We start from the raw sequence: 14,227 nt of genomic DNA, 5'->3' as shown, positions 1-14,227 counted from the left end.
GATCAGCCGCGCTGCATGGCCCGCCGGATGCTCAACCACTGGGCGAAGGCTTCACGGCGTTTGCCGTCCGCCCGGTTCTTGGCCTGGGAATAGCGCGCCCAGACCTGTTGGTCACAGGCGCCATTGCCGATGATCTGGTAGGCCAAGTCATCCAGCCGGTCGGCTTCGTAGAACATCCGGGTGTTTTCGGCTATCTCCGCGTCCCAGTCCCTGGCGGCTGGTTTCCTGGTCGATTGGGGTTTCATTGCTGGCCCTCCGTTGTCCAACAGAGCGGGGCCGACTGGAACCACTTGACGTCGGTTATCCCGTACTTTTCCGCCAGTGGCCGGGAAACTCTCCTGACCGGGTCACGATCGGACTTGGGAATGATCCCTACCCCCGCGTCGCAACTGGCCCAATGCCAAGCCTTGGCGTTATCCATGGTCTTGGCCCTGATGATGAAGAATCTTGGTTGGCCATGCAGCAGATATTGGATCTTGTAGATGGTTTCCTGACTCATGAATATCTCCTTGTACACAACTAGTCGATATCCATGCAGGGTGAAGAATTCAAAGTAAAATCGATTGTTCGACAATTCAAATTAGTACAAGCTGCCAGAGCCGTATGTTTTATCAAAAAACTATTTTCAATTTTTAGCGACTATGGCGTTTTAATGGCGCTGGGTAACTAGTTGCTCACTACGAGCAGGCGTTGCATGGCCATGCAAGTTACAACTTTTCCTGGTCGTGGCTTTATTGGCGCGGTCCGCTTGTTAGTTGTTCATATCTGTGCCTGGACAACTCAGGCGCGCTGGCGTTGCTGACGCAGGGCCTTGGCCCGTCGTTCCAGCACCAGGTAGACCATGCTTGCCAGGGCCAGTGGCAGCAGCAGGTAGATTGCCCGGTAGCCCAGCAGAGCCGCCAGGACCGCTCCCTTGCCCTGTTGATGCTGGAGCAGGGTGATGAATACCGCTTCCAGTACACCCAGGCCGGCCGGGATGTGGGTGATGATTCCGGCGATGCTGGCGATCAGCATGATCCCCAGCACTTGGGGATAGCTGGCGCCGACGGGCAACAGCAGGAACACCACCAGCGCCGGCAGCATCCAATTGAGCGATGACAACGCGGCCTGGATGAGCGACATGGTCGTGCCGGGCAGTTCCAGGCACTGGTTGCGCCAGCGCCAGGTTCGGCGCTTGGCGAAGCGGCACGCCAGCAGGTAGGCGGCGGCCACCGCCAGCAGCGCGCCACCCACCATGCGCAGGCCGCTGCTGCCCAGGGTCCAGTGGTCCGGCAAGCGCACCAGCCCCAGGGCGAACAGCATGCCGGCCAGCAGCAGGTAGCCCAGCCAGTTGGTGGCCAGGCTGAAGCTCAGGATCCGCGTGATCGTGCCCACCTCCAGGCCCAGGCGCGAATACAGTCGGTAGCGCAGGGCGATAGCACCGACCCAGGCGCTCAGGTTGAGATTGAAGGCATAGACCACGAATCCCAGCGCCAGTACCTGGCGGGTCGGCAAGGAGTGGCGTACGTAGTGTCCGGCGAGCAGGTCGTAGCTGCTGTACAAGGCAAAGCTCAGGACTGTGGCCCCCAGCGCCAGCAGCAGGGTAGTGGCGCTATAGGCGCCAACGGCCTGGCTGACCTCGTGCCATTGCAGGTTCCTGGCCAGTCGCCAGAGCAGTACCGGCACCAGCACCAGGAACAGCAGGTTGAGCAGGCGCCGGGCGCATACCAGCCAGCCATGGCGCCCGCCGTTCATGAACTGTGCTCCCGTTCCAGGGGCTGCTGGCACTGGCGTCCAGGCGGGCCCGGTATCGATTCGAGTCGCGGCCGGTGGGCCGGCAGCCAGCCGGCGATGGCCGGGAAATGCCGCAGCAAGTGGAAGTACAGGAAAATCACCGGCCCGCGCCACCAGTGGCCGCGCAGCAAGCGCTGCTGGGTGACCTGGCGACAGTGGCGGGTCATCAGCCGCTCCAGGTGGCGATGCAGGCGTTGGTTGAAATCGACGTCGCGGATGATCAGGTTGGCTTCCAGGTTCAGCGACAGGCTCAAGGGATCGAGGTTGCTGGAGCCCACCGTGGCCCAGTCGTGGTCGGCCAGGGCCACCTTGCCGTGCAGTGGTCGGCGGACGTATTCATGGATGGCCACGCCATCGCGCATCAAATAGTTGTACAGCAACCGTGAGAACCCCCGAGCCCAGGGCAGGTCTGGCTGGCCCTGGAGGATCAGGCTGACCTCCACGCCACGGCGTGCGGCATTGCGCAGCTCGCGGATCACGCGGTAGCCAGGAAAGAAATAGGCATTGGCCAGGATCAGGCGCTGGCGGGCAGCGCGGATCGCCTGCAGGTACTGGGTCTCGATATCGTCGCGGTGTCGCTGGTTGTCGCGGATCGCCAGCCGGATGCTTGCCGGGCCGCAAGGCGGCATCGCAGGCAGCGAGGGGCCGGCGGGAGTGACCTGGGCCAGGGTGGCCAGGGCCGCGGCGCGGATATCGGCGACCACCGGCCCGCGTACGTCCACTGCATAGTCCTGCTTGGCCATCGGACCGAAGTCACGCAGATGATCGGCAGAAAAGTTCAAGCCGCCGATGAACGCCCGTTGGCCATCGATCACCAGCACCTTGCGATGCAGGCGGCGGAACAGGTGGGTACGCAAGCCGAACAAGCGGGGATGCGGATCGAACAGGTGGACCCGCACCCCGGCGTCGACCATCTGTGCGACGAAGTCCGCGCCCAGGTCGGCGCTGCCATAACCGTCGACGGTGATCTCCACCCGGGAAATGCGTCGGGCCGCTTCGATCAGGGCTTGCTGCAGCGCGCAGCCGACCTTGTCCTCGAACAGGATGAAGGTCTCCAGCAGCACCTCTTGGCGGGCATCGGCGATGGCCGCCAGTACCCGGGGGTAGAATTGCTCGCCGTTGATCAGCAACTCGATGCGGTTGCCATCGCGCCAGCCGGGGCTCATAGCCAGACCTGCGCTGCCAGCGGCGCGTGATCCGACAGGTGCGACCAGGGTCGGGTGGAGAGCACCCGGGGGTCGCAGGTGCGGCCGTTGCGTACATAGATGCGGTCCAGGCGCAGCAGGGGCCAGCGTGCGGGAAAACTGCGGGCCGCACGCCCGCGATGGCGAACGAAGGCTTCGTGCAATCCCTGTTCGGCCAAGAGTGCATCGGCCCGCAGGCGCCAGTCGTTGAAGTCGCCGGCGACTATCACCGTGGCCTGTGGCGGCAGGCTCGCTACCAGTTCGCACAGCAGGCCCAGTTGCAACTGCCGATGAGCTTCGCGCAGGCCCAGGTGTACGCAGATCGCGTGCACCTCGCGCCCCGGCACGGCCAGCACCGAATGCAACAGCCCGCGCTGTTCGTCGCCCTGTTGCGAAACGTCCAGGTTGCGGTGGCCCAGGATCGGGTACTTCGACAACAGGGCGTTGCCATGCTCGCCCTCGGGGTACACCGCGTTGCGCCCGTAGGCGAATTCGTGCCACATGCTGTCGGCAAGGAATTCGTAGTGGGGTTGCTGGGGCCAGTTGTCGAAGCGCTTGGCGTGGTGGCTGTGATCGCCCAGCACCTCCTGCAGGAACACCAGGTCAGTGCCGGTACTGCGCACCGCGTCGCGCAGTTCGGGCAGGATGAAGCGCCGGTTGAGGAAGGTGAAGCCCTTGTGGATATTCACCGTCAGCACCTTGAGCGAAGCCACAGCCGGTGCCTGCTCCGGCCTGGACAGGGACATGCCGTTCATTGCCAGTCGCCTTCGGGCAGATGTCCGGGCTCTACGGCCAGGGTATCGGCCAGGCCGAGGCGTTCCAGCAGATGACGAGCGTCGTAGGGCGCGCGCACCTTGATATCGTTGTCGAAGTAGCAATAGACGTCCCGCGCGCCGCTTCGGTCGCGCCCCATGTCCTGGAATCCGGGAATGCGCCGGGCGTCGGCCGGTTGCCGGCCCTGGCGCCATAGCTCGATGCGCCGGCCCCAGCGTTCCAGGGCCTGGTCGCTATAGCCGCTGCTGTAGATTTGCTGGTCGCCGTGCAGGCGCACATAGACGAAGTCGGCGCTCAATTCCTCGATCCAGGGCCACTTGCCGGCGGTGTCGGCCACCACCAATGCGACGTTATATCGGCGCAGCAGCGCCACGAAGGCCGGCTCCAGGAAACTGGCGTTGCGGATCTCCACGCAATGGCGCAGCGCTGCGTCGGCGGGAATGTCCAGGTAGCCCTCGCGCCGCAGGCGTTCGTTGCAGTCCCGGGCCAGTTGCCGGGCCATACGGCCCTGGTGCGGCAGTTGGGCGAGGAATTGCTCGAACAGGGCCGGATCGAACTTGAAGCTCGGCGGGAACTGCCAGAGGATCGGCCCCAGCTTGCGGCCCAGCTGGAACAGCCCCGAGGCGAAGAAGTTCGCCAGTGGCTCGTGGATGTCCCGCAGGCGCCGGACATGGGTGATGAAGCGCGGCGCCTTGACACTGAAGACGAACTCCGCGGGCACCTGTGCGGCCCAGCCGGCATAGCGCTCGGGCGTCTGCAGGGCGTAGAACGAGCCGTTGATCTCGATGCTGCCCACCGCTCGCGAGGCGAAGGCCAGTTCATCTTTCTGGGCCAGTCCCCTGGGGTAGAAATCACCGCGCCAAGGGGCATAGCGCCAGCCGGAAATGCCGATATGGACCTTGCTGCTCATGCTGGGTGCTCCTGCCGCTCAAAGCTCGGGCTGCGGGCGCAGTTGCACTTTGATCCAGCCATGCTCGCGCCGGTCGAAGGCCTCGAAGGCCGCGATGGCGTCGTCCATCGGCCGAGTCTGGGTCAGGATACTGGCCGGATCGATGCGCTGGTTCAGCACCATGTCGATCAGCGTCGGAATGTACTTGCGGTGGTGGCAGTTGCCCATGTTGATGGTCAGGTTCTTGTTCATCGAGAGGCCGATGGGAAAGCTGCGTGCCTGCTGCGGATAGACGCCGATGATCGATAGCGTGCCAGCCTTGGCCAGGCCTTCGACGGCCCATTGCAGGGCCTGGTCCGGAGCGTTGCCAGGTTGCCATTGTCCGCTGCGCGCTGGCTGGCCGTCATCGCCATGGCACGTATGCTCGGCGTCCACCCCCACCGCATCGATGGCCCGGTCCACACCGATGCCGGCGGTCAGCCGCTTGAGGGTGGCCACCGGATCTTCCTGGTCGAAGTCGATGGTCTCGGCGCCTTGCCGGCGAGCCATTTGCAAGCGGTCCGGATGGTGGTCGATGGCGAACACCCGGGCGGCGCCCAGCAGCCTGGCGCTGGCGATGGCGAACTGGCCCACCGGGCCACAGCCGAACACCGCCACGGTGTCGCCGTCGCTGACCTCGGCCAGCCGTGCGCCGAAGTAACCGGTGGGGAAGATATCCGAGAGCAGGATCGCCTGGTCGTCACTGATCTGGTCCGGCAGCTTCACCAGGCCGATATGGGCGAAGGGAATCCGCGCCTTTTCCGCCTGCAGGCCATGGAACGGCCCGGTGATCTCGGGGCCGCCGTAGAACGCAGTGCCGGCTTCCTTGCCATGGGGATTGACGTCGTCGCACTGGGCGTAATAACCGGCCCGGCAATAGGAGCAATTGCCACAGGCGATGGTGGAGGGCACCACTACCCGGTCGCCCACTTGCAGATTGCGCACGTCAGTGCCCAGCTGTTCGACGATGCCCACTGCTTCATGGCCAAGGATGGTGCCGGGCTTCATCGGTGCCACCGTGCCACGGACAAAATGCAGGTCGGTACCGCAGATCGCCGAGGCGGTCACGCGGATGATGGCGTCGGTGGGAGCCAGCAAGGTGGGTTCGGCGACGTCGTCGAGGCGGATATCGCCCACGCTATGGAATACAACGGCTTTCATGGCAGGTCCTCCTGGGGAACAGGGCAACGCCTTGCAATAGGTGCGGCAGGCGGTGCCGGGACTCTTCACTGTTCCGACTGGAGGGGTTCAGGCGCCGTTCAAATTATTGCCGCAGGCCTGGGACGACTGGTCCGCCAGCGGTGCGGTGCTCGTCTGCTGCTCCAGCGCCAGCTGGCGCAGGTAATCGGCGAACCCGCCGTTGGCGCGGCCCAGCAGGCGGGCGCTGGTGGTCACCCGGGGCAGTTGGCTCCAGCAGATGCGCGCACCCAGGCGCTCGAAGGTGCGTACCAGTTGCACATCTTCATGGGCCGACACCGGCAGGAAACCGCCGGAACGCAAATAGGTCGTGCTGCAGAAACCCAGGTTGGCGCCGTGGATATGCCGATGGCCATCGGCCTGGGTATAGGCCTGGGCATAGCGCTGGCGGACGCCCTCGTGCAGCTCGCCCCAATCGCGGACCTGCACCGTACCGCAGACCATCTGCGCTCCCAGGGACAGCTGGGCCACCAGCCAATCCGGGGCGACTTCGCTGTCGGCGTCGGTGCAGGCGATCCAGCGTGCACCCTGGGCGATCAGGTAGTCGCTGCCCACCGCCCGGGCATAACCGACATTGCGTGCGTCGACCTTCAGTCCCTGGATGCCAGCCGCCGCCACGAGCGCTTCGCTGTCGTCGTCGCAGGCATCGAGCACCACCAGGATCCGCACCTGTTCCCCGTCCAGATGCGGATGCCGGGCAGCCTGCTCGACGGCCTGGATGCACTGGGCGAGCAAGGCTTGCTCGTTGTGGGCGGGGATCACTACCCCGATCATGCCAGGCCCTCGCGCTGGGCCACCGAGGTGGCACGAGTGCCCCATACCTCAAGGACGAAGTCGGCCTCCACATGGCGCAGCAAGCTGGGCAATTGCAGTTGCGCGGCCAGTTGCCGGTGCACCCGGTCGCCGTCCAGCGGGCATTCGGTGATGGGGTGACGCCAGTGGCAGGCCAGTAGCGTGCCGTCCGTGGCCAGTGAGTCATGGGCCTGGGCAATCAGGCGTTGCAGGTCTTGCAGGTCGAGGTAGTAGCCCAGTTCGCTGATGACGATCAGGTCGAAGCTCCCGTCCGGCCATTGCCGGGGCAGGCGTGCCTGGCGTACCTCGGCCTGGTCCAGGTGCTGCAAGCGTTGGCGCGCCTCGTGTACCGCCAGCGCCGAGGTATCGCAGCACAACAGGCGGTCGCAGCGCTCGGCCAGGCGCAGGGCCAGCTCGCCGTTGGCGCAACCGGCTTCCAGGCCACGGCGATAGTGGGGCCGGGGCAGGGCGGCAAGGGTCAGGTCGCGCTTGCGCTGTTCATACCAGCGAGAGCGCATGGCCCAAGGGTCGGGGTTGCCATCGAACAAGTGGTCGAAATAGTCGTCGGTGACGCTCATAGGAATATCACCTCGAAATCCCGCAGCAGGCGCTCCAGGGTCAATGGGCCCAGGACCGGGGCGTTCCCGTTCAGCGGGTCGGGGCTGATCTGGCTGGTGAAGGCGTGTACCGCGTGACGCTTGCGGGCCAGGGTCGGGGCATCCAGCAACAGCTTGCGCGCCCTGTGCCAGGGCAAGCGCGGATCTTCCGGTAGGGCCCAGTGCCAGGCCCAGACCGGTATTTCATGGACCCGGACATCCACCTCTCGGGCCGCTGCCAGGCAGGCACGACCGCAGGCTTCGTGATCGCTGTGGCCGTCCTGGTGCCAGGTAGTGAAGACCACATCGCCAGGTTGCAGGCAGCGTTGCAGAAAAGCCTGCAAGCTTCGCTCGTGGCGGGCCACGGCGGTGTCCGGCAAACCAGCGCGCAACCAGGTCATGTGCTCCGGCGCCAGGCCCAGGCGCGCCAGGGCCACAGCGCTTTCCCGGGGACGCACCTGCGCCAGGCGGCGCGGCGTCCAGTAGCGCGAGCCGGGATGGCTGGCACAGCCGTCGGTGACCGAGACCAGCACGAGTTGGCGCTGCATCCGGGCCAGCTGTTGGAGCAAGCCGGCACAGGCGAGGATTTCGTCGTCGGGGTGGGGCGAGACGATCACCGCGCGCGCTCCGTCCGGCACCAACTGTTGCGGTGTCACCGTCCCGAGTGCGGCGAGCCGGCTCGAAGCGTTCCAGGCCCCGGGCGACGTGCCGTTGCCGATGATCGGATTGGCGTTCATGGCAACCAGTCTCCTTCCGGGTGCGCGGCCACCAGGCCACCGAGGACGGCGAGATCGCGCTCGGCATGGCTTTGGCGCAAATACACCGGCAGGTCGGCGAACAGCCGGGCCAGGTGTGCATCGCGGCAGTAGGGCGTGGCTCCCAGGGCCCGGCCGACGTGTTCCAGTACTTGCGTGGCACTGGCCTCGCAGGCGGCGCGCAGACGGCGTGCCGGTACCTCGGCCGCGGCCGTTGGATGCTGGTCGATCCAGCGTGCAGTGCTGCGCACCAGGTTGGCGCTGGCTTGCAATACGCAGTCCACGGCGCCCAGGTGAGCCAGGGCATGGGGCTCGGGACGTTCGGTGCAATGCCTGCGCAGGGCCTGGCCGATGGCTTGCGCCGCGCCGTGCCAGCAGGCGGCGATACCCGCGCCGCCCTGCCAAAACCCGGGCCGTTGCAGGTAACCGTGCGCCGGGCCGACCAATTGCCCATGGGCGCCGTCCAGCACCACCTCGACGCTTTGACTGGCGGCCATGCCGACGGCCTGCCAACCATTGCCCGTGACTTGCACGCCGCTCTGGTCCAGTGCGACGGCCACCAGGTACTGGCGGTCTTCGGCATCCCAGGCGGTCAACAGCCCGTGGCTCAGCAGCGAGGCGCCGGAGCACCAGGCCTTGAGCCCCCGCAGGCGCACAGCGCCGGCATGCCGGGTAGCGTGCAGGGTGACCCTGGCCTGGGGTGGTTCGGCGGCCCACATGCCCCAGGTACTGTCTGCGGGAGGCAGTGGCGCCGACCAGTACCGCATGATCGCCAGGGCATCGGTATGGCCTTCATAGAGCTTGCACAAGCTCAGGTCGCAGGCCGCCACCCGGGCCAGGGCCTGCCAGCGCAGCAGGGTCTGGCCCTGGCCGGGCAACGGCAGCCGGTCGAGACCCTGGCCAACCAGTCGCTCCATGAGCCGTGCCAGGGCACGGGGCTCGAGTGGGGAGCCCAATGGCCATTCACGCAGGCAGGTATCCAGCCTGGTCAATGAAAAATTCCCGTGCATATCAGCTCCTCGATCTTGCGTTCAGTCTTTGGCCTGGCCCAACTGGGTGGGTTCGCACGGCAGCGGCCAGCCCACAGCACGGGGCGGCCCGCCTGTGCTTGCCCCCGGGTGAGGTGGTCGCCCGCCCTTGGGTTTCCCGGATCCGGTACGCGAATTTGCGGATATATCGTTCGATGTCCATGGCGACGGGTCCTCCAGGGGATTCGGGCGCAGCGCAGCGGCGACGTCAGCATATTGAGGAGAGCGGCGATGGCGCGGTTCAGTTTTTATCGTCGTTCGGCCTGCTGGCGACAGCGTTGGTAGTGCAGCAGCAATGGCTGGGTGCTGAGGCCATGGACCAGGATGCTCAACGCCACCACCGACAGGGTGAGCTGGATGCTGAGTGTCGCCTGCGCCGGTTCGAGTTGGTGGTTCAGGGCATAGAACAAGTAGTACAGACTGCCGATGCCGCGAATCCCGAACCAGCCCAGCAGCAGGCGCTGGTGGCGGTCGAGCAGGGCGCCCCAGGGCATCGCCAGCACGCTCAGGGGCCGTACCACCAGGAACAGCAGTGCCCCCAGCAGCAACGCCCGCCAATCCCAATGGGCCGGCAGTACCACTCCCAGCAAGGTGACGATGAACACTTCCATGGCCCGCTCCACCAGGCTGCCGAACGACAGCATGTCACCGAGCATGATGCCGGCCGCCACTTGGCGTTCTTCCAGGGCCTGGACATCGCCGTGCACGGATTGGCCTGGGTCGCCGTGCAGGTGGCCGACCACCGGCTGCACCAGATGCTCCGCCGGTGGGTGGCCGGCGCTGCTGGCATGGACTTCGGCCTGGCGCAACCCCAGGCCGGCGGCGAACACCGAGAGGAAGCCGTAGCCGTGCACCAGTTCCGCCGCGACATAGGCCAGGGCGATCAGGGCGAAGCTCAGGTAGTCGTTGGGCGAGACGCTACTGTCGGCGTGGCGGATACGCAGGCGCAAGGTCAGGCGCCCCAGGCCATGGCCCAGGCCATAGCCACAGAGCAGGCCGGCCGGTATCGCCCAGAGCAGGCTGTAGAGCATCCAGTCCGCCAGCCAGTGCTGCGGGGCGCTGTCCTGCTTGAGCAGCAGTACCCCGAGGATCACGAAGGCGAAGGCCACGCCATCGTTGAGCCCGGCCTCACCGGACAAGCCGAAGCGCACCCGGTCGTGATCCTGGGCATCGTTGACCTGGACCATGGAGGCCAGCACCGGGTCGGTGGGCGCCAGGATCGCCCCGAGCAGCAGGGCGAAGCTCCAGTCCAGATCCAGCAAGACGTGCAGCACCAGCGCGACACCGAGGATGCCCAGGCCCAGCACCGGTCCAGCCAGGCCGAAGGCCACCCACCAGCTGCGGTCGGCCAGCGGCAGCCGCAGCTTGAGGCCACTGACGAACAGCGAGAACAGCAGCGCCACCTCGGTCAGGTTCTCCATCCAGTCCGCCGCCTGGCGGATATCCAGTTGCAGCAAGCCGACTCCACCCGGGCCAATGAGCACGCCCAGGGCCAGGCACACCACCGAGGTGGTGATCGGCAGCCAGCGCAGGTAGGAGGAGGTCAGGGCGAGGATCAGCAGCACCGCACCGAGCACCGCGACCCAGATCGTAAAACTCATGGCCTGTGCTTCAACCCAGTGTATGGCTGACTTGCAGCTCGCTGATGATGCACACCGAGCCGTCGCTGGCGGGGGTGCTGTCGCTGTAGTCGACCTGGTTGTAGACCCCGCCGTGGAAGTCGAAACGGCGGTCGTTCCAACTACTGTCCAATTGCCCTGGAGTACTGGCGCTGGTGACGCCGTTGCAGGTCACCACCACCAGGACCAGGCCAGCGGTGGTGGCGCTCAGGGTGATTTCGAAGGGAACCTGCAACGGCACGTTGGTGGCGATGATGCGGGTGGCCGGTTCGCCCTGGTCGAAGCTGGCGCGAAAGCCCCAGGTGATCCTGCCCTTGTTCCAGAACACCTTGACCGCCGGACTGTCGTCGTCCTTGACGTGCATTTGCGAAATCACCACTTTTTGCGCCGAATTGACCTGCTCCAGGCGCATGACCTGGCGGTTGACATGCAGGTTGGCGCTGGCCAGGGACCAGTACAGCGGCTCCTTCCATTCGCAACGGGTGCGGTGGGTGCTCTTGCTGGAGGCGCCACGGGTCGGCGCGCTCATGCGGATCGAGCCGTCGGGCAATTGGCTGATGACCTGGGGCACCCGGGCCAGGGCCTGGGCGCCCATCAGCTCCAGGGCCACGGGGTTGCCCGGCGAACTGGCAACCGGGGTGGTAATCATGAAGGGAAGGATATCGACTGCCATGGGGAACTCCTCGTCGCTGCAAGCGGCTTGTGGTTCAGGGTCATTCAACGGGATGACGCCATAGGCCAGCGGCCGTTCCCGTAGTCTGCCGGGTGGTCGCGCCTAGGCACCGCTGACCTTCCAGTGCTTGAGGTCGTCGGCGAACACGGGCTGGCGCACCTCGTGGGCGATACCGTAGGCCAGCGACTCATGGGCGGCGATGACCTTTTCCTCGGCCGACAGGCATTTGAAGATGTCCAGCTGGGTTTCGGCGGCAGCGGTCTCGATCTCGTAGATCTTCACGTAGCGCGCCAGGTCGTTGTCCAGGCTCGACAGGTACTCGCGCAGGCGCTGGTGATCCACCGAGTTCTGGCTGAAATACCAGTTCATCGGATGGATCAGGAAGCGTGAATGAGGCGTGGTGATGCGCCGGTTGGCCGCCAGGAACAGGATGATCCCCATGGATTCGATGTTGCCCGCATTGATCGCGCACAAGGGCACCGGCAAGGACTTGAGGAAGGTATAGAGGGTGAAGCCGAAGTTGGTGCTGCCGCCGGTGGTCGACAGGTTCAGCAGCAGCGAGCTGGCGCCTTCTTCGATGGCTTGCAGGCACGAGTCGCGAAAACGTTCGCTGGTGCTCTGGTCGATCTGGCAATGGAAATGAACGATGTGTTCGGTCATAGGACTTTCTCCCCATGGCGTTCAGGTAGGCGTTCTACCTGTTGGTTGAGCCTGGCTCGCCGACGAAGGTTCAAACGTTCTGCTCTGCCGCAGACAGGCCCGGGAAGGTCCCCGGGGCAACCCCGAATCGACCGGCCTGGCAAACCGGATTGAACATCGCCTGGGGCTGCGGACCTAATGCATGTGCGTGCGGCCCAGGCATCCGGCCGCTGGCCCTACATGGGCCGCCATCATCGACCCAACCCCTGGAGATTGCCGTGCCCCGTATCCTGACGTCCCAGACGGATGACACCGAACTGAGCGAACACAATGCCTTGATGTTCGGTTCGCCCAAGGAGCGCCTGGACTTTTATCGGCGGGAAATCCAGTACGAGACCAGCATTCTGGCCAACCGCACCGATGCCTATCTGGCGGCGCAATCGTTCCTGGTGATCGCCTTCGCCTCGTGCATGTCAAACCTGAACCCCGAGTGGGGCAAGCTGTTCACCTTGCTGGTGCCGCCCTTGCTGGCCCTGCTGGGTATCCTCACGACGCTCAATGCCTGGCCGGGCATCCGTGCCGCCTACGACATCATCGACCACTGGTATTTCAAGCAGGCGCAATTGCTGCGCAGCGAGCCGCTGATGGGCCTGGCCTATGACGAGTCGCCACTGTTCTGCGAAAGCGAGTCGACCCACCGGGGCTATCGCAAGTCGCTGCTGTTTTCCCTGCGCACACCCTGGATCTTCGCGATCTTCTGGTTGCTGCTGGGAGGCTGGTCGAGCTATATCCAACTGACCAACCCGGGGAGTTGAAAGGGGGGGGCAGCGGCTGCCCGTACAGGGCGCACCGCTGGCGCAGGAACTGCGTGGGCCCGGGCTTAGCGACCGGTGTGCTGCAGGATCGGTCTTGGCTGTTGACGCTGGCGAGACTGGGCGTGAGTAAAGGGCAGAGGGGCTGGAGCCTGACTTTGGTTGTCGGCGAATTCCTGGTTGATCAGCCGCAGGTGTTCGCTGGCCTCGTGGAATTTTTCCTCGGCCTTGTTGCGCAACAGGTGATAGCGCTCGAAGGTTTCTAGATCCGGCTGGGCCTGCTCCAGCAGTTGATAGGCTTGCTGGTTCAGGTCATGGGCCTGCTTGAACAGGCGCTGGTTCTGTTCGAGGGCAAATTTGCGGCAGGCGCGGAGCTGGAAGCGCTGGTCGGTGCTGTACATGACGTCGTCCCTTTTATCTTGAGTGGATGGAGTGTGTCGCCACCGCCAAAGAGGGTTGCGGGGCGCTTCGGACTCGGGTTCGGCAATGCGCGTTGTCGTGCACTGGTAATAATCTGACCGGGCGGCCAAGGGACGTACTGCAAAAATAAACATCTGAAAAATCGTTGGATTTACATGCTGGCTCCGGTTGAAAAATCGACTTATCCAATAAATCAGTTCTGAGTAAAAGCAGGCTTGCCAAGGGCTTGGCCATAGCTCGGGCCGCAGGGACTCAAAGCGCTTCGTCCTGCGTCGGGTCGATGCAGTGCAAGCGTCCCGATTCGCCGCCGGCGATGCGTTGGGCCTGGTCCACCCCGCGACGCAAGGCGTGCTCCAGGCACCATTCGCTGCCGGGCAGACGGCTCGAACGTTCGGCTATGCACCGGCCTTGGGCGGTATATACGCAGACCATCAATTCGACGTCGCCGCCAGGCAGTTCGCGGGCTCGGACATCCATCTGGCAGCCGTTGTCCAGCATGCGCTCATGGCACGCCTCCGGCAGGGACTGGGTTTTCCAGGCCGCGTAGACTTTTCCCCGGTTCATGGGTGTTCCTCCTGATTTCGGATAATCAAGTTGGCCAGTATAGGGCGGACTTGGTGGAGTGTTTTATTGGTTTATAGAAGTGTCGACGGAAGGTTTAACAAATTGCTGTCATTGGGCTACCAGTACCACTCGTCCGGGTTGTAGCAAAATATTTAAACCATCGGCCAGAACTCTCCTTCAAATGTTGACCAAGCGTTCCCGAGAGGGTTGGAACAACTTCGATAAATCAACAGGAGAATCCCCATGAATGATGAGACCAAGCGCTGCGCCTGTCCTGGATGTCACATTCCGATCGATCCCCAACAGCCTTTCGAGCGCGACGGCAAGGCCTATTGTTGCCAGGCCTGCGCTGATCATCACCCCCGTGGGGAGCCCTGTACCAACCTCGATTGCCACTGCGACGAGGAGGCCGCCAATGGTGGTGAAGCAGGGGTTGGCCCCATTGCCTGATTATCGCCGAAGTTCCTGGATAT

General features: G+C 64.6%; 18 protein-coding genes. 2 read left to right on the top strand and 16 right to left on the bottom strand.

From position 1 onward, the window contains the following. Positions 1–2: 2 nt before the first annotated feature. The 14 genes from CAG11_RS20775 to CAG11_RS20710 form a co-directional block, all read right to left on the bottom strand. Positions 3–245, bottom strand: coding sequence for a hypothetical protein (locus tag CAG11_RS20775; protein ID WP_256578649.1), 243 nt, complete (start codon positions 243–245; stop codon positions 3–5). Further along, complete coding sequence (locus tag CAG11_RS20770) at positions 242–499, bottom strand: DUF6555 family protein (RefSeq protein WP_085597723.1); 258 nt, start codon at positions 497–499, stop codon at positions 242–244. Before CAG11_RS20770 ends, CAG11_RS20775 begins: the two co-directional genes overlap by 4 nt. 281 nt (positions 500–780) lie before the next feature. Beyond that, on the bottom strand, positions 781–1,734 hold the full coding sequence (locus CAG11_RS20765; protein ID WP_085597722.1) for a lysylphosphatidylglycerol synthase domain-containing protein: 954 nt from the start codon (positions 1,732–1,734) through the stop codon (positions 781–783). Beyond that, positions 1,731–2,939, bottom strand: a complete 1,209-nt coding sequence (clsB, locus tag CAG11_RS20760) for a cardiolipin synthase ClsB (protein ID WP_085597721.1) — start codon at positions 2,937–2,939, stop codon at positions 1,731–1,733. The genes CAG11_RS20765 and clsB overlap by 4 nt, the downstream gene beginning before the upstream one ends. Next, positions 2,936–3,712 (bottom strand): endonuclease/exonuclease/phosphatase family protein, encoded by a 777-nt coding sequence (locus tag CAG11_RS20755; RefSeq protein ID WP_085597720.1) that lies wholly within the window; start codon positions 3,710–3,712, stop codon positions 2,936–2,938. Before CAG11_RS20755 ends, clsB begins: the two co-directional genes overlap by 4 nt. Then, entirely contained in the window at positions 3,709–4,641 is a 933-nt protein-coding gene (locus CAG11_RS20750) for a DUF72 domain-containing protein (protein WP_085597719.1), read from the bottom strand. Before CAG11_RS20750 ends, CAG11_RS20755 begins: the two co-directional genes overlap by 4 nt. 18 nt (positions 4,642–4,659) lie before the next feature. Further along, positions 4,660–5,820: a zinc-dependent alcohol dehydrogenase gene (locus tag CAG11_RS20745; protein WP_085597718.1), complete on the bottom strand. Its 1,161-nt coding sequence runs from the start codon at positions 5,818–5,820 to the stop codon at positions 4,660–4,662. Between the two features lie 87 nt (positions 5,821–5,907). Next, positions 5,908–6,630, bottom strand: coding sequence for a glycosyltransferase family 2 protein (locus tag CAG11_RS20740; RefSeq protein ID WP_085597717.1), 723 nt, complete (start codon positions 6,628–6,630; stop codon positions 5,908–5,910). Then, entirely contained in the window at positions 6,627–7,226 is a 600-nt protein-coding gene (locus CAG11_RS20735) for a class I SAM-dependent methyltransferase (RefSeq protein ID WP_085597716.1), read from the bottom strand. Before CAG11_RS20735 ends, CAG11_RS20740 begins: the two co-directional genes overlap by 4 nt. Continuing rightward, a complete protein-coding gene (locus CAG11_RS20730; protein WP_085597715.1) occupies positions 7,223–7,981 on the bottom strand; it encodes a PIG-L deacetylase family protein in 759 nt (252 codons plus the stop codon). The genes CAG11_RS20735 and CAG11_RS20730 overlap by 4 nt, the downstream gene beginning before the upstream one ends. Continuing rightward, positions 7,978–9,009 (bottom strand): acyl-CoA dehydrogenase, encoded by a 1,032-nt coding sequence (locus CAG11_RS20725; protein ID WP_256578648.1) that lies wholly within the window; start codon positions 9,007–9,009, stop codon positions 7,978–7,980. The genes CAG11_RS20730 and CAG11_RS20725 overlap by 4 nt, the downstream gene beginning before the upstream one ends. A gap of 266 nt (positions 9,010–9,275) precedes the next feature. Continuing rightward, positions 9,276–10,628: a sodium:proton antiporter gene (locus CAG11_RS20720; RefSeq protein ID WP_085597714.1), complete on the bottom strand. Its 1,353-nt coding sequence runs from the start codon at positions 10,626–10,628 to the stop codon at positions 9,276–9,278. Positions 10,629–10,638: 10 nt separating this feature from the next. Then, on the bottom strand, positions 10,639–11,319 hold the full coding sequence (locus tag CAG11_RS20715) for a polysaccharide lyase family 7 protein (protein WP_085597713.1): 681 nt from the start codon (positions 11,317–11,319) through the stop codon (positions 10,639–10,641). A 102-nt stretch (positions 11,320–11,421) separates the two neighbouring features. Next, complete coding sequence (locus CAG11_RS20710) at positions 11,422–11,979, bottom strand: ATP-dependent Clp protease proteolytic subunit (protein WP_085597712.1); 558 nt, start codon at positions 11,977–11,979, stop codon at positions 11,422–11,424. Positions 11,980–12,236: 257 nt separating this feature from the next. Here CAG11_RS20710 and CAG11_RS20705 point away from each other — a divergent pair, with 257 nt between their 5' ends. Next, positions 12,237–12,773 (top strand): hypothetical protein, encoded by a 537-nt coding sequence (locus CAG11_RS20705; RefSeq protein ID WP_085597711.1) that lies wholly within the window; start codon positions 12,237–12,239, stop codon positions 12,771–12,773. 65 nt (positions 12,774–12,838) lie between these two features. Here the strand turns inward: CAG11_RS20705 and CAG11_RS20700 are convergent, their stop codons facing one another. Together CAG11_RS20700 and CAG11_RS20695 are read right to left on the bottom strand one after the other, a co-directional pair. After that, positions 12,839–13,171, bottom strand: a complete 333-nt coding sequence (locus CAG11_RS20700) for a hypothetical protein (RefSeq protein ID WP_085597710.1) — start codon at positions 13,169–13,171, stop codon at positions 12,839–12,841. A gap of 271 nt (positions 13,172–13,442) precedes the next feature. Beyond that, on the bottom strand, positions 13,443–13,754 hold the full coding sequence (locus CAG11_RS20695; protein WP_085597709.1) for a hypothetical protein: 312 nt from the start codon (positions 13,752–13,754) through the stop codon (positions 13,443–13,445). A 243-nt stretch (positions 13,755–13,997) separates the two neighbouring features. Here CAG11_RS20695 and CAG11_RS20690 point away from each other — a divergent pair, with 243 nt between their 5' ends. Then, positions 13,998–14,204, top strand: a complete 207-nt coding sequence (locus tag CAG11_RS20690; RefSeq protein WP_085597708.1) for a metallothionein — start codon at positions 13,998–14,000, stop codon at positions 14,202–14,204. Positions 14,205–14,227 lie beyond the last annotated feature (23 nt).

The organism is Pseudomonas sp. B6(2017) (assembly GCF_002112765.1).
In the GTDB taxonomy this organism is placed as follows: domain Bacteria; phylum Pseudomonadota; class Gammaproteobacteria; order Pseudomonadales; family Pseudomonadaceae; genus Aquipseudomonas; species Aquipseudomonas piscis.
The sequence above is the reverse complement of the archived record's forward strand: the minus strand, read 5'-3'. Positions and strand labels throughout refer to the sequence as shown.

Bases quoted from the DNA above. Each gene is read 5' to 3' on its own strand.
- CAG11_RS20775 (WP_256578649.1), bottom strand. From the start codon at position 245: ATGAAACCCCAATCGACCAGGAAACCAGCCGCCAGGGACTGGGACGCG.
- CAG11_RS20770 (WP_085597723.1), bottom strand. From the start codon at position 499: ATGAGTCAGGAAACCATCTACAAGATCCAATATCTGCTGCATGGCCAA.
- CAG11_RS20765 (WP_085597722.1), bottom strand. From the start codon at position 1,734: ATGAACGGCGGGCGCCATGGCTGGCTGGTATGCGCCCGGCGCCTGCTC.
- clsB (WP_085597721.1), bottom strand. From the start codon at position 2,939: ATGAGCCCCGGCTGGCGCGATGGCAACCGCATCGAGTTGCTGATCAAC.
- CAG11_RS20755 (WP_085597720.1), bottom strand. From the start codon at position 3,712: ATGAACGGCATGTCCCTGTCCAGGCCGGAGCAGGCACCGGCTGTGGCT.
- CAG11_RS20750 (WP_085597719.1), bottom strand. From the start codon at position 4,641: ATGAGCAGCAAGGTCCATATCGGCATTTCCGGCTGGCGCTATGCCCCT.
- CAG11_RS20745 (WP_085597718.1), bottom strand. From the start codon at position 5,820: ATGAAAGCCGTTGTATTCCATAGCGTGGGCGATATCCGCCTCGACGAC.
- CAG11_RS20740 (WP_085597717.1), bottom strand. From the start codon at position 6,630: ATGATCGGGGTAGTGATCCCCGCCCACAACGAGCAAGCCTTGCTCGCC.
- CAG11_RS20735 (WP_085597716.1), bottom strand. From the start codon at position 7,226: ATGAGCGTCACCGACGACTATTTCGACCACTTGTTCGATGGCAACCCC.
- CAG11_RS20730 (WP_085597715.1), bottom strand. From the start codon at position 7,981: ATGAACGCCAATCCGATCATCGGCAACGGCACGTCGCCCGGGGCCTGG.
- CAG11_RS20725 (WP_256578648.1), bottom strand. From the start codon at position 9,009: ATGCACGGGAATTTTTCATTGACCAGGCTGGATACCTGCCTGCGTGAA.
- CAG11_RS20720 (WP_085597714.1), bottom strand. From the start codon at position 10,628: ATGAGTTTTACGATCTGGGTCGCGGTGCTCGGTGCGGTGCTGCTGATC.
- CAG11_RS20715 (WP_085597713.1), bottom strand. From the start codon at position 11,319: ATGGCAGTCGATATCCTTCCCTTCATGATTACCACCCCGGTTGCCAGT.
- CAG11_RS20710 (WP_085597712.1), bottom strand. From the start codon at position 11,979: ATGACCGAACACATCGTTCATTTCCATTGCCAGATCGACCAGAGCACC.
- CAG11_RS20700 (WP_085597710.1), bottom strand. From the start codon at position 13,171: ATGTACAGCACCGACCAGCGCTTCCAGCTCCGCGCCTGCCGCAAATTT.
- CAG11_RS20695 (WP_085597709.1), bottom strand. From the start codon at position 13,754: ATGAACCGGGGAAAAGTCTACGCGGCCTGGAAAACCCAGTCCCTGCCG.
- CAG11_RS20690 (WP_085597708.1), top strand. From the start codon at position 13,998: ATGAATGATGAGACCAAGCGCTGCGCCTGTCCTGGATGTCACATTCCG.